This is a genomic window from Priestia sp. YIM B13552 (assembly GCF_042787775.1).
Lineage (GTDB): Bacteria > Bacillota > Bacilli > Bacillales > Bacillaceae_H > Priestia > Priestia megaterium_E.
Genome location: NZ_JBHZOU010000002.1, coordinates 293,914 through 307,075, shown reverse-complemented (window position 1 = coordinate 307,075; position 13,162 = coordinate 293,914). Strand labels below are relative to the sequence as shown.

Genomic DNA, 13,162 nt, shown 5'->3' with positions numbered 1-13,162 from the left:
ACGAACCACTGATCAAGATATTTGATTAGTGGTTCGTTTTTTTTGTTACGGTGAACGTAGGTTTCATGTTTGTAAGTCTTTCTAGCAGTTGATTGGAGGGCAAGCCGAAGACTCCTGCGGGAAAAGCGGAATAGGCGAGACCCCACAGGAGCGTATGCGACGAGGAGGCTCAGCATCCCCCCTCGGAAAGCGAAGTCTTGCACGGAAATCAACTGCGGTGTCAAAAGCGGTTCGGCCTATGTATACGAGTTGTTCGTCTTTAGATTGGATTCATTTGTTTATGTCTCAACCTCTTTTTTAGGTTTAAAATTCAATATCCACTCTTCAGAAGATGTATAAAGGGTTACATGAAGTGCGGCATAGAGAACGCACTTTTTATGAAAACGCTCATACATTTTTATTTACAAGACAAAAAAAGCATGGTTAAATAATGACCATGTTAACGTAACATCGGGATAGGGGAAGTTTTTCCGCAGAATCATTGGGGTATGCTACAAGTACAATCTAAAAAAGGGTGATTGAGATGTTTAAAAAATTATTTGGTAATAAGACAAAATCAAAAGAAACAACCGTTCTAGCTCCGCTTTCAGGTAATATCCTGCCAATCAGCGAAGTACCAGATCCAGTGTTCGCACAGAAGATGATGGGAGACGGTTTTGCAATCGAACCTTCAGAAGGACAAGTTGTTTCACCTGTTGCTGGGGAAGTTGTTCAGCTTTTCCATACAAAACACGCGGTAGGCTTAAAAACAGAAGCCGGTACGGAAGTATTAATACATATCGGCCTTGAAACAGTGGCAATGGAAGGCGAAGGATTCGAAGCTCACGTGGCACAAGGTGACAAAGTAAGCGTAGGAACACCTCTTATCACATTTGATTTAGCGCTTATTCAAGAAAAAGCGAAAAGCATTATCACACCAATCGTTATTACAAACAGTGATGCAAGTGAAAGTTTCGAAATTTTGGCTCAAGGGACAGTTCAAAAAGGCGAAACGGCTTGTGCAAAAGTAACGATGAAGTAATAAGCAAGGCCTTTTCCTTTAAGAAAGGAGAGCGCATTTGAAGATTTTAAAAGTATTAAATAACAATGCCGTTGTCTTTAAAGAAGGCGGAGTTGAAAAGATTGCGATGGGTCCCGGTATCGCTTTTCAAAAAGGCAAAAATGATCTTATTAATGCTGCGAAAGTGGAGAAAGTCTTTGTCATGAAAGAAGAACAGGAAAAGTTTCAAGAACTATTAAAAAACCTTCCTGAGGAGCATATTCAAGTGGCGGAAGAAATCATTTCGTATGCGGAGCAGCAGCTTTCTGCGACGCTAAGTCATCATGTGCATATTGCTTTGAGCGATCATTTGTCCTTTGCTGTCGAAAGGATAGCCCGCGGAATTTCCATACAAAATAAATTACTTAATGAAATTAAATCTCTCTATCAGCCTGAGTATGCAATAGGAGTATGGGCGCTTCAGCATATCAAAAAGAGACTAGATATCACGATGCCGATTGACGAAGCAGGGTATATTGCGCTTCATATTCATACGGCGAAACTGAATTCACCGGGCATGCAGCAGCTCATGATGAATACAACGATTATTAATGAAATGGTTACGATTATAAAAAAAGAGCTGAATATGGAGATTGATGAAAACAGCATGTCCTATCAGCGGCTGCTGACTCACTTGCGCTTTGCGTTAAACCGTTTAGCGCAAAATGAACCTTTTCATGAGATGGATGAAGAGATGCTTGACGTATTAAAAGTCAAATATAAAAAATCGTATCAGTGTGCTGAAACAATCAAGCAATTTGTCAAAGATGAGTACGAAATTAATTTTCCAGAAGCGGAGTTAGGATATATCACGCTTCACATTTGCCGAATAGAGCAAAGAATATAGAAAAAAACATTGACGAATATTGTTGCTTTGAGTACAATGAAAGCGTATTAATTGAATAAACGGGATTGTGACTGGTAAAGCAGGCAAGACCTAGAATGCGCATGAAGGACAACTATGTCTTTTATAAGCGTATTTTAGGTCTTGCTTTTTTTATGACATACAACAAGGAGGAAGTAAGATGGACGTAAAAGAAATTGCTAAAAAGCTTGTTCCGCTTTTAGGAGGAAAAGAAAATATTGCTAGTGCTCAGCACTGTGCTACGCGTTTGCGCCTTGTTATTCGAGATGAAAGCAAAATCGATCAAAAAGGTTTAGATGAAATAGAAGATGTAAAAGGGGCTTTTTCAAATTCAGGGCAGTTTCAAATCATTTTTGGAACCGGTCTCGTTAATAAAATTCACGCTGCTTTTATGAAAGAACTAGGCGCTGAAGAAGCTGCTGTCCCAGCGGATCATCAAGAAGAAATGAAAAAGAAAATGAACCCATTTGCCCGTTTTGCCCGCATGCTTTCCAACATTTTTGTTCCGATTATTCCAGCCATTGTAGCCAGTGGTTTACTAATGGGGCTGCTGGGGATGATGAAAGCGTTCCACTGGGTCTCAGAAGATAGCGCGTTGTTTGTGTTGTTGGATATGTTCTCAGGCGCAGCATTTATCATTTTACCGATTTTAATCGGGTTTTCAGCTGCAAAAGAATTTGGTTCAAATCCTTATCTGGGAGCGGTTATCGGAGGGATCTTAACACATCCGATGTTATTAAATCCGTGGACATTAGCAGATGCTAAGCCAGAATATATGGATTTGTTTGGTTTAAGTATTCCGCTGATTGGCTATCAAGGTACGGTCGTTCCGATTTTATTGGCTATCTACGTTATGAGCAAAATTGAAAAGGGACTCCGGAAAATTGTGCCGAATTCGGTTGATTTACTTGTTACGCCTTTTTTAACTGTTATTATCACAGGCTTTGTGTCACTTGTGTTTATTGGTCCTTTCGGTCGCTATATTGGAGATTTAATTTCGATCAGCCTTCAGTCTCTATACGATGTAGCCGGAGTGTTTGCAGGAATTTTGTTTGGTGGCTTATATTCGACCATTGTATTAACAGGCTTGCAGCATAGTTTTCATGCTATTGAAGCAGGACTGCTTGCTAATCCGAAGATCGGCGTTAACTTCTTACTTCCTATTTGGGCCTGCGCGAATGTGGCGCAAGGAGGAGCAGGGCTGGCTGTTTACTTTAAGACGAAAAATGCCAAAACGAAAAAAATTGCGATTCCAGCGGCTATTTCTTCCTTCTTAGGAATTACAGAACCAATTATTTTCGGCGTCAATTTAAGACTTCGAAAGCCATTTATTGCTGCGGCTATAGGCGGAGCAGCCGGGGGAGGCTACGTTGTACTTATGCACGTAGTAGCCAACGCATACGGCCTCACAGGCATTCCAATGATGGCCATTGCTGCACCGCTTGGTATGAGTAATTTAATTCACTATATCATTGGTATGATTATTTCTGTAGGTGTAGCATTCGGCGTTACATGGTTCATGAAGCTAAAAGAAGACTGAGAACCATCGGTAAGCATAAGAGAATAGAGAACGGTATTAGATTTGCTCATCATATTTTATGGTGAGCAAATTTTGTGTCGTAAATATGAAACTTTTTAAAAAGTAATACGTAGAACAGTCAAAGAGATAAGTTGATGTTGTGTAACAGGAACGTAAATGCTACACTACATATATTGGATTGTACTATTATAGTCAGAAAGAGAGCTGGCACATGGAATTTTATCACGATCTTTTTCTATATGCGCCGTATTTATCTGCTTTCGTTTTATACATCCTTTGTTATTATATGCTTCGTGAAGCTAGGTTTACGGCTTTTCATGCGGAACCTGTCACCGACCATGTGAATGCAGGGATTGACCCTTCAGTATTAACAATATGGAAAAGACGAAATGTATTTATACATGTGTATAGAAAAACACCAGTTAAAGAGAAGAATAATGATGAAGAAGATCCTTTCCTTCTGAAAAACACTTCATACATTTAGTCATTATTAGGAGGAAAGAATATGAAAAGAAATAAAAAATTATTATTGCTTGGTTTAATGGGAGCGCTTCTTTTAGCTCTAGCCGGCTGTAGCAGCACGAAAACACCAGTAACCGCAACAAGCGGCGGGTTCTGGGATCATTATTTTGTTTACCCTTTATCTATGGCATTAACGAAAATTGCTGAATGGGCAGGCGGAAGCTATGGTCTTTCTATTATCATTGCGACGGTTATCATTCGTTTAGTTCTATTGCCGCTTATTTTAAAGCAGCAAAAGAGCACGATGGCTATGCAAGCACTTCGTCCAGAGATGGAAAAGATTCAAAAGAAATATGCTGGTAAAAAAGATCCTGAAACACAGCAAAAGCAGCAAAAAGAAATGATGCAGCTTTACCAAACGCATAAAATTAATCCGGTTGGCGGATGTTTGCCAATTTTTATTCAAATGCCTATTATTATCGCGTTTTATAATGCCATTGCAAGAACGCATGAAATTGCGCAGCATTCATTCTTATGGGTAAGTTTAGGGAAACCCGATCCTTACTTCATTTTACCGGTAGTTGCAGCGATTACGACATTCTTACAAATTCGTGTAAGTATGACGGATGAAATTCAACCTCCAATGAAAATGATGATGAACATTATGCCAATCTTCATCTTAGTAGCAGGGATTTCACTTCCATCTGCTCTTGCATTATACTGGGTAATCGGTAACTTATTCGGAATTGGACAAGGTTACTATTTGAAAAAACGTATGAGTTTATTGAAAGAAAAAGATGCGGCTAATAATACAGCACAAGCTAAAACAAAGCCATCACCAAAATCTAAGTCAAAATCATAATATACAAAAAGCGCAGCTATTCGCTGCGCTTTTTTATTTTTTAAAAAGAGGACGGGACAAAAGTAGTTTAGCCGAAGTGAAAAACAAACCAGTAATCAAAATATTTGATTACTGGTTTGTTTTTTTTATTATGGTGAACGGAGATTTCATCTATTTCGCTGCTTCGAGCAGTTGGTTGGAGGGCTAGACGAAGTCTTGCACGGAAATCAACTGTGGTGTCACAAGAGGTTCAGCTCATGTATCCCATTTGTTCGTCTTTCGATTAAATTCATTTCGTTATGTCTCAACCTCTTTTATTTTTTCGAAAATGTGATGAGATGAGGAGATTTGTGTAACGCTATAAAAAAAGACAGGAGTGAACATGGTGAAAAAAATAGCGTTATGTCTGCTTTTTCTTATGTTGTTCCCTATGCAAATAAATGCTGCCACTACAGTGAAGGTCAGTTTTATACGGCAAGGAAACCTATGGATATATGATAACGGTACCGAAAGGCAGTTATCCTATGCCCGTCATGCCTCTATGCCTCAATGGTCATCACATGGAGATATAGTTGCTTATTCAGAAAATGATTCTTTAATGATTGCACCGTTAAAAGGAAAACCGCTACTAGTTGAACATGATGTGACTCATTATCAATGGTCACCGGTTGCTGAGGAACTTGCGTATATTTCGAATGGAATCTTAGTATATTACAATGTTAAAACGCATGAAAAGAAGCGTGTAGCCGTAGGAGTTGATCAGTTTTCATGGTTTCCAGAAGGAGATCGATTTTTAATTACGTCAGCTGCTGCGCTGGCGCCCACGGGATGGGGACCGGTAAAGCTATATACAGTGAGCAAATATGCAGGGTTAGACGTAAAAAAAGTGGAGGCTTTTACGACGCTGCCAGCAGAAAATGATTCGTTTTTTGCTTATACAACAAGCAGCTTCAAATGGTCTCCTAACGGTCAATGGATTAGTTTTATCGCTATTCCAACGGCTTCGATGTCTGCAGATGCAAATAAGCTGTGCATCATTACAAAAGAAGGAAAAGCTTTTCAAGTAGTGGGAGATATGCTTAATGTATCTAATTGGTTTAAGTGGAGTAATGAAGAGCAAGTACTGGCATTTATTAATGGGGAAGGAAGATTTGCCACTGAAAATAAAAAGTTCACTTTAAAAGAGATGCCAGTTTTTAAAGAACATGTGTTTACTCCAAAAGGCTTCGCAGATTGGGATTTTACTTGGACAGAAAAAGATAACATCATCATTTCACGTGTGCCTGAAGCAGGGTGGTCGAATGATGAAAAAAAGAGGCCACTGCCTTTTTTGTATAGCATGAACGTAAAGACTAATAAGCAAAGTCAGTTCACATTTCCGCAAAAAGGCTTAGGAGATTATGCACCTGTTTATCATAAAGCAACGAATCAAACGATGTGGATTCGTACAAATCGAAAACAAGCAAATCTTTTAACACGCGTAAAAGATACGAAAAATGATAAGGTACTTATTTCAGGCTTAGACCTGCCGGGAAATTATTATGAGCTGTATCGGTGGAATGAAGTATTTAGCGTGTACAGCCCTTAATAGCTAATTAAAACATAAGAAACTAAGGTGAAAAAATGAATATACGTTTGTTGGTAAAAGAAGACGCTGACGTGTACTTTGAACTCCGTCTTCGTGCTTTAAAAGATCATCCCGAAAGTTTTATTTTAAGTTATGAAGAAGAATATGAAAAAGAAATTGCTGATATCCGAAATCATTTTCCAAGCAGCCAATCAGAATTTGTAGTAGGAGCTTTTATGGAAAAACAGCTTGTGGGGATCGTGGGGTTTCAGCAGCAAAAGCCTTTAAAAGTTCAGCATAAAGGAGATATTTGGGGGATGTACGTAGCCCCTGAAGCAAGGGGGAAAGGTATTGGAAAGAAGCTGTTAAAAACCGCTGTTGAACAAGCTTTTTCCAAAACGAATGTTTTGCAAATCTACCTGGCCGTCGCTGCTAAAAATAAAGGAGCAAAAGCCCTATACAAAAGCCTCGGTTTTACTTCTTATGCGTATGAAAAAAGAGCTCTTCAAGTAGATGGTGAATTTATCGATGAAGAGCATATGGTATTGTCTATAAAAAGCCTTTGATCATATCAAAGGCTTTTTTGTACGGGAAAAATTTAGCTGAAACGTATAGAGATGGAAGCACATTCCCCATAAATATGCTATGATTTAACATATAGGATTATGGAGAGGCGAGGCAGCAGATGGAAAAACTGATTGAATTAAAAAATGTTGCAAAAGTATACAAAAAACATACCGTATTAGAAAACATTCACACGACCCTTTATAAAGGAGAGACTGTCGCGATTGTTGGAAAAAACGGTGCCGGAAAAAGTACGTTTTTAAAGTTAATTGGCGGATTATCGAAACCGACTAAAGGGACAATTCACCTTCATAAAGAAACCGGTACGCCTGGATTTGTGGTGGAACAATTTCCTCAGGAGCTCCGTTTTACGCTAGCAGGTTATTTGCAGCACATGGGACGAATTCAAGGATTGTCTAAGAAAAAGCGCACCTCTAGAATTGAAGAGCTGCTCGAAACTTTCGAAATGGTAGAGTTTAGGCATGAAGAAATCATTTCTTTTTCAAAAGGAATGAAGCAAAAAGTCAACATGATGCAAGCGCTGCTGAGTTCTTCTAAGCTGCTATTGCTTGATGAACCTCTATCAGGATTAGATGCTCGTGCTCAGCTAGAAGTAGAACGAATTTTTACAAAGCTCAAAGAACGAGGGATGACCATTGTATTTACGTGTCATGAAGAAAGGCTCATTCATGCTGTAGCGGATCGTGTTATCACCATTGGCTCACAGCGCATTTTAAAAAATGAGCGCGTTCAACTCATTGAGCATTTAACGGTCATTGAGGCAAATGTCATTCTCAATAAGCCGCTTCGTTTATTAAAAGAAAAGTGCACGAAAATTGAACAGCACGGAAACTACTGGATTTTTTATATAGATAAAAAATATGTAAATGAGTTTCTTGCAGAATTGCTTGCTGTTCAAGCTGAAGTTGTAAAGCTATATCATATGGAAAGGGAAGAAATTTAAGATGGGTGCATTGATTCGCTATCATTTTATTACATACATTAAATCGTATCGATATATTCCGCCGCTTGCACTTTATATTATTTCGCTGTGTATGAACTATACATATAGACCGAACCCGGTGCTTGATAGCTTTTTTAATACGGCACTTTTCCTCTTTTTTCTAACCACTTGGTTTACGATGTCTCTGTTTCACGCGGAAGATTCCAGTCAAGAAGTTATTACAAAACTTCATGTAGGGAAAAAGAACAAGTACTTTATAAGCAAGCTTATTAGCTGTATGCTGCTGTTTACGTTTTTATCAGCGGTTTCCGTTGCTTATCCCGTGCTGCTTGATATGTTTGAAGTGGATATATCCACTAAGCAAATGGTGTTTGGGTTTATTATTCACTGGACGTTTAGTTTGCTTGGTATGAGCATAGGTCTTGTTTTCACAAGAGATGTTGTAAGAGAAGGCAGCTTATCGTGGTTTGGACCTCTATTTATTTTAATCGTTACGCTTGCAGCGGCAGGCGTGTCATTTCCCTATCAAGGAGGCGGACTGCTGCTGTATGTATTGCCGCCCGTATCTGCAATCATTCAATTTATTAACGAAGGATTAAACAAATTTTTGGTGTTTGGCTGGGCTTTGCTTTATGCCATAGTATTAATTAGCCTGTACTTGTGGAGAGCGAATAGAAGAGATGTATAATAAATAAACACTTGCCGCGGCAAGTGTTTATTTATTATGAAGCACGTTATAAAGACGATCCGGGTAATTAGTAAACATGCCGGTTACGCCCCACTCGATAAGCATTCTCATTTGCTTTTCATCATTTACTGTATAAGGATGAACGTCTAAATCATATGAGCGAGCTTTTTGTACATATGACTTTGTCAGCGTGTTTGCATTAGGACCAATCCCGTTCGCGTACTTTTTGATTTGTCTGAACTGCTGATCTGTTAACATATTGGTTTGCTTAGAACGAATCAGTTGAATTAGTTTCATCGTAGGTCGGTATCGATGGACGGTTTTTAAGCTTTCAGGACTAAATGATTGTACAATGACGTGATTGGTATGAATGTTGTACTTAGCCATCAGCGTCAGCAATTCCTTTTCCATACCTGGATATTCATGAGGAGATTTTGTTTCAATATAATAGTTTGTTCGATTGCCAAACGTACGGAATATTTCTTCTAAAGTGGGAATGACGGCTTTTTTATTACCTTTTCCTGCGTTCAAACGCTGAAGCTGCTTCACTGTATACTGTTTTACATATCCTGTTCCATTTGTCGTTCGATCAACTTTGTAGTCATGAATTGCTACAAGCTGCTGATCTTTAGACATGTGAAGATCAAGTTCAATGTAATCCGCTTTTTGCTGGACGGCCGCGAGATAAGATTGCATCGTATGCTCTGGCTCGTATCCTGATGCGCCTCGATGAGCAATAATGGCTACGTTTTCTGCTTGAGTAGAAGCTGCCTGCGTATGTATAAACATAAAAATGCCGCATAAACAAAGAGTGAGTGAGCTTACAAACCACCATTTTCGTCTCATATCAAAACTCCTTTTTATTGAGGGGTCGTGCATTAGTTTACTAGTGAAATGTTGTGTTCATATTAAGGCTGTGTAAATATTTAAATAAAACGAACCAGTATGTAATTAAAAGTAATAAACGCCGATGTTTAGTGAGAAACATCGGCTGTTTTTTCCGGACGGAGGCTTGTATAAATAACGAGCCTGCGCTCATGAGTTTTCTGTTTATGATCAAACGTTCCCGTACAGGTGATTAAATTAAGCTGGTGTTGAAAAGTTGGACCGAAAATCTCTCTGATAGGAGCAGAATCTCGGGGATAAGAAGCTTTATTCGTAACAACGAAGGTCAGCTGATCCCCTTGCTGATCGGTTACAAAAATTTCGTCTCCTTTTGTGAGCTTGTCGAGATGATAGAAGATAGCGGGTCCTTTTTGATCATCAACATGTCCTGCAATGACCGCATTTCCTTCCTCTCCGGGTCTTGCTCCAAGCTTAAACCAAGCTACATCATGACCATTATCAGGAACGCTCATTTCACCTTGGTTAGTAAGGCCCATTCCTTTTATAAAAGCCTTAATATGAAGCTTCGGAATAATAAGCTGAGATGGAAGAGGCGTAGAAGCAGTTCCTGAAGATTGCAAGGATTGAGCTGATTTTGTTTCAGCCATCTTCACAACAAAATCCGTCGAGCCGTTTGCAATTGCTGATTGGGCAAACCAGCTGCTCATGAATAGTATCAAAGAAAAGGTGAAAACCCCTCCTATCCATTTCATTCGCTTTCGTATCCTCTGTGACGACGAACAACAAATATAGCGACTGCTCCAATTCCTAATAAAGTAAGAACTGGCACAATTGAATTATAATTATCCTGTGAAGCACCGCCCATACCTGTTTTTGGCATTTCGGAAGGCATAGCCGTATTATCTTTTAATAAAAGCGTTTCAAGACTGTCGGCTTTGTTAATAGCGAGCACCGTGTAGACCGTGTTAGCTTCTAAATTAAGGTTTGGAATGTCCAGTACTTTTTTGTTGTCTTGACTAGTTGCAATGGTTAAATCATAGGTTCCGGCATCTACTTCAGAATAATTTGTCATTTGTTTAAAAGCAGTGTCTTTAAACAAAGTAGGGCCGTGATTAATACCTACATTAACAGCGGGAGCATCTGGAGAAAAGTGAGCAATTCGAATTTTACTCTTTCCTTTAGCTACGTTCATATCATCTTGAGCTACTTTTAATTCCAAGTGTGCAACTTGGTTAATAGCAGCAAGAGTATAGGCCTTGTTTGCTTCGACGGTTACATTAGTGGAAATGACAGGTTTTTCTTTTCCTTTTGTACCTATGGCATATACCTCTATTTTATGAGACCCCGCAGGTACTTTAAGGTAATCTGTCACATCTTTAAACGATGCGCCGACTACGATGCTTTGATTGTCCACATATATATCTACTTCAGGTGCATCAGGTGACGCATGCACAACTCGTATCATCGCCTCCTGCACAGCTGCAGAAGTGAAACTATCTGAAAAAGCTAGCAATAAAACTGCGAGTAAAGAAGCAGCAATAATCTTTACACGGTTCATAACGTTTTACTCTCCTTTTAATCTAAGTTTGTCCTGTTAGTCCCGTATGAAAAGTGGTGAGCATTCATTCACTTTTGAACGTACTCGGGCATTTATTCACTTGTTATCATCTACAATTTTATCCAATATATGCATAATTCATTTCATTAGATGAAATTTTTGTAAAATGCCAGGTAAATAGTTTGAATTTTGTGATAATATTAAAAAAAGGGTTTGATTAGTAGTTGATGTCTCTATTACAAAAGGAGGGGAAGTTATGTGCTGCAAACGAATCATGAAATAAAAAAGGTTGTTCATCGTTCGCTATCAGCTAAAATGATTGTAAAGCGCATGCTGTTTATTTTAGTGGGAGCCCTTTTAATGGCCGGCGGGCTAGAATTTTTTCTTGTCCCTAATGAGGTTATTGACGGTGGAATTGTAGGTATATCTATTATTTTATCCCACTTAACGGATGTTCAAATCGGCTTTTATATCTTCGTATTAAATCTTCCATTCTTTTTTATTGGATACAAGCAAATTGGGAAAACATTTGCGCTATCTACGCTTTTAGGTGTTATCATTCTATCCATTGCTACCTCTATTTTTCACGACTTGCCGGTCTTAACAGGTGATCCTCTTTTAGCCACTGTGTTTGGCGGAATTGTTCTAGGTGTGGGAGTAGGAATTGTTATTCGGTACGGAGGTTCGCTAGACGGCACCGAGATATTAGCTATTTTATTTAATAAACGTACGCCTTTCTCCGTAGGTGAGACGATTATGTTTTTTAATTTATTTATTTTGGGAAGTGCCGGTTTTGTATTTGGCTGGGATCGCGCTATGTATTCTTTAATGGCTTATTTCATTGCTTTTAAAACAATTGATATTGTGATTCAAGGGTTAGATGAGTCTAAGTCAGCTTGGATTATCAGCGAACAATATGAACAAATTGGCGAAGCGATTCTTGCTCGTTTAGGGAGAGGCGTCACGTATTTAAATGGGGAAGGGGCGTATACGGGAGATGATAAAAAAGTCATTTTTTGTGTAATTACCAGGCTTGAAGAAGCAAAGCTAAAAGCGATTATCGATGAGATAGATCCATCTGCTTTTTTTGCCGTAGCAGCTATTGCTGAAGTTAGAGGAGGGAGATTTAAGAAACGAGATATTCATTAGTGAAGGTTGTCTGCTAATAAGGCTGTCCCGTTATTACATGCAGCAGCCTTTTTAATTTTCTCTTTTTGTTTCGAGTATATGGAGTGGTTTATGTCACTTCTGCTGCGTCCTGCTTTGGGCATATCGAACCTCTCTTTTTTCTTGTATATCTTTAAAACAAACATGTAAAATGTCTAAAAGATATAAAAAGAGTACATAGTAAAAAAACAGAAAGAGGGAGTGACATGAAAAAAACGTTAAAAATAGTAGGAGTCGGTCTTGCCGTTCTTGTTGCGGTAACCGTGGCTTTTTTTGTCATATGGTCAGGTTTTAATTATGAACCTTCAAAGCAGCTTCACTCACTAGTAGATGAGAAAAAAGTAGTGAAGAAAGACAATTATTACGTATTCAAGCCTCAAACGAACAAAGAGATAAAAGCCGGCTATATTATTTATCAAGGTGCTAAAGTAGAACCGTTAGCATATGGCTATTATGCTCAGCAAATTGCAAATGAAGGATATCTTGTTGCTGTTGTAGATTCTCCGTTTAATATGAGTTTTTTTAGTCAAAACAAAGCGACGGATATTGTGAAGAGCTATCCGAAGATTTCCGCATGGTTTATCGGAGGGCATTCCCTTGGAGGAGTGAGTGCAGCCTCTTATGCGTATGATCATCAAAACTCAATAAAAGGCTTAGTTCTTTTAGCATCGTATCCGATGAATAAAAATAATTTTTCAACTTCCACTTATCCTATTTTGTCTTTAACCGGTGAAAAAGATGGTTTGTCGACGCCTGAAAAAATTAAAGAAACCAAGCATTTACTTTCAAAAAATACGGAGCTGGTTCAAGTAAAAGGAGCTAATCACGCACAGTTTGGAATGTACGGGAGACAAAAAGGCGACAACAAAGCCAGTATTTCCCCTAAAGAGCAGCAGGATGAGCTAGTAAAAAGAACGGTCAAGTGGTTAAACAGTCAAATAAAAAAGTCCGCCAGTAACTAACTGACGGACTTTTTTATTTTTTTTGGAAATAAAACTTGAAAAAATAACCAGTTAGTTATATAGTTAGTTACATGAGTAATGAACCACTTAAGTGAGGTA

At 38.7% G+C, this 13,162-nt stretch carries 14 protein-coding genes; 11 read left to right on the top strand and 3 right to left on the bottom strand.

Annotation, left to right across the window (positions count from 1 at the left end; all coding sequences use genetic code 11):
- Positions 1–88: 88 nt before the first annotated feature.
- From ACFX40_RS07670 to ACFX40_RS07630, 9 genes are all read left to right on the top strand, one after another.
- Positions 89–301, top strand: coding sequence for a hypothetical protein (locus tag ACFX40_RS07670; RefSeq protein ID WP_081085303.1), 213 nt, complete (start codon positions 89–91; stop codon positions 299–301).
- Positions 302–523: 222 nt separating this feature from the next.
- Positions 524–1,021 carry a PTS sugar transporter subunit IIA gene (locus ACFX40_RS07665; RefSeq protein ID WP_013084668.1) on the top strand — a complete coding sequence of 166 codons (498 nt, stop codon included), beginning with the start codon at positions 524–526 and terminating at the stop codon, positions 1,019–1,021.
- Between the two features lie 37 nt (positions 1,022–1,058).
- On the top strand, positions 1,059–1,886 hold the full coding sequence (locus tag ACFX40_RS07660) for a PRD domain-containing protein (protein WP_028410911.1): 828 nt from the start codon (positions 1,059–1,061) through the stop codon (positions 1,884–1,886).
- Between the two features lie 178 nt (positions 1,887–2,064).
- Positions 2,065–3,444, top strand: coding sequence for a sucrose-specific PTS transporter subunit IIBC (locus tag ACFX40_RS07655; RefSeq protein ID WP_028410912.1), 1,380 nt, complete (start codon positions 2,065–2,067; stop codon positions 3,442–3,444).
- Between the two features lie 505 nt (positions 3,445–3,949).
- Positions 3,950–4,768 carry a membrane protein insertase YidC gene (gene yidC / locus ACFX40_RS07650; RefSeq protein ID WP_013058701.1) on the top strand — a complete coding sequence of 273 codons (819 nt, stop codon included), beginning with the start codon at positions 3,950–3,952 and terminating at the stop codon, positions 4,766–4,768.
- Positions 4,769–5,129: 361 nt separating this feature from the next.
- Positions 5,130–6,335 carry a TolB family protein gene (locus ACFX40_RS07645; RefSeq protein WP_098331943.1) on the top strand — a complete coding sequence of 402 codons (1,206 nt, stop codon included), beginning with the start codon at positions 5,130–5,132 and terminating at the stop codon, positions 6,333–6,335.
- Positions 6,336–6,370: 35 nt separating this feature from the next.
- Entirely contained in the window at positions 6,371–6,880 is a 510-nt protein-coding gene (locus tag ACFX40_RS07640) for a GNAT family N-acetyltransferase (protein WP_377254761.1), read from the top strand.
- A gap of 119 nt (positions 6,881–6,999) precedes the next feature.
- Positions 7,000–7,842, top strand: coding sequence for an ATP-binding cassette domain-containing protein (locus ACFX40_RS07635; RefSeq protein WP_028410915.1), 843 nt, complete (start codon positions 7,000–7,002; stop codon positions 7,840–7,842).
- A 1-nt stretch (position 7,843) separates the two neighbouring features.
- Complete coding sequence (locus ACFX40_RS07630) at positions 7,844–8,530, top strand: hypothetical protein (RefSeq protein WP_028410916.1); 687 nt, start codon at positions 7,844–7,846, stop codon at positions 8,528–8,530.
- A 27-nt stretch (positions 8,531–8,557) separates the two neighbouring features.
- Here ACFX40_RS07630 and ACFX40_RS07625 read toward each other — a convergent pair whose 3' ends face one another.
- The 3 genes from ACFX40_RS07625 to ACFX40_RS07615 all read right to left on the bottom strand — a co-directional run bounded on the left by ACFX40_RS07625 (position 8,558) and on the right by ACFX40_RS07615 (position 10,934).
- Positions 8,558–9,376, bottom strand: a complete 819-nt coding sequence (locus ACFX40_RS07625) for a glycerophosphodiester phosphodiesterase family protein (protein ID WP_028410917.1) — start codon at positions 9,374–9,376, stop codon at positions 8,558–8,560.
- Positions 9,377–9,504: 128 nt separating this feature from the next.
- Positions 9,505–10,128 carry a class F sortase gene (locus tag ACFX40_RS07620; protein ID WP_028410918.1) on the bottom strand — a complete coding sequence of 208 codons (624 nt, stop codon included), beginning with the start codon at positions 10,126–10,128 and terminating at the stop codon, positions 9,505–9,507.
- Positions 10,125–10,934, bottom strand: coding sequence for a DUF4397 domain-containing protein (locus tag ACFX40_RS07615; protein ID WP_028410919.1), 810 nt, complete (start codon positions 10,932–10,934; stop codon positions 10,125–10,127). Before ACFX40_RS07615 ends, ACFX40_RS07620 begins: the two co-directional genes overlap by 4 nt.
- A 258-nt stretch (positions 10,935–11,192) precedes the next feature.
- On the opposite strand from ACFX40_RS07615, the gene ACFX40_RS07610 reads away from it, so the two are divergent.
- Entirely contained in the window at positions 11,193–12,083 is an 891-nt protein-coding gene (locus tag ACFX40_RS07610) for a YitT family protein (RefSeq protein ID WP_097824444.1), read from the top strand.
- Between the two features lie 224 nt (positions 12,084–12,307).
- Positions 12,308–13,063: an alpha/beta family hydrolase gene (locus tag ACFX40_RS07605; protein ID WP_377254758.1), complete on the top strand. Its 756-nt coding sequence runs from the start codon at positions 12,308–12,310 to the stop codon at positions 13,061–13,063.
- Positions 13,064–13,162: the final 99 nt, after the last annotated feature.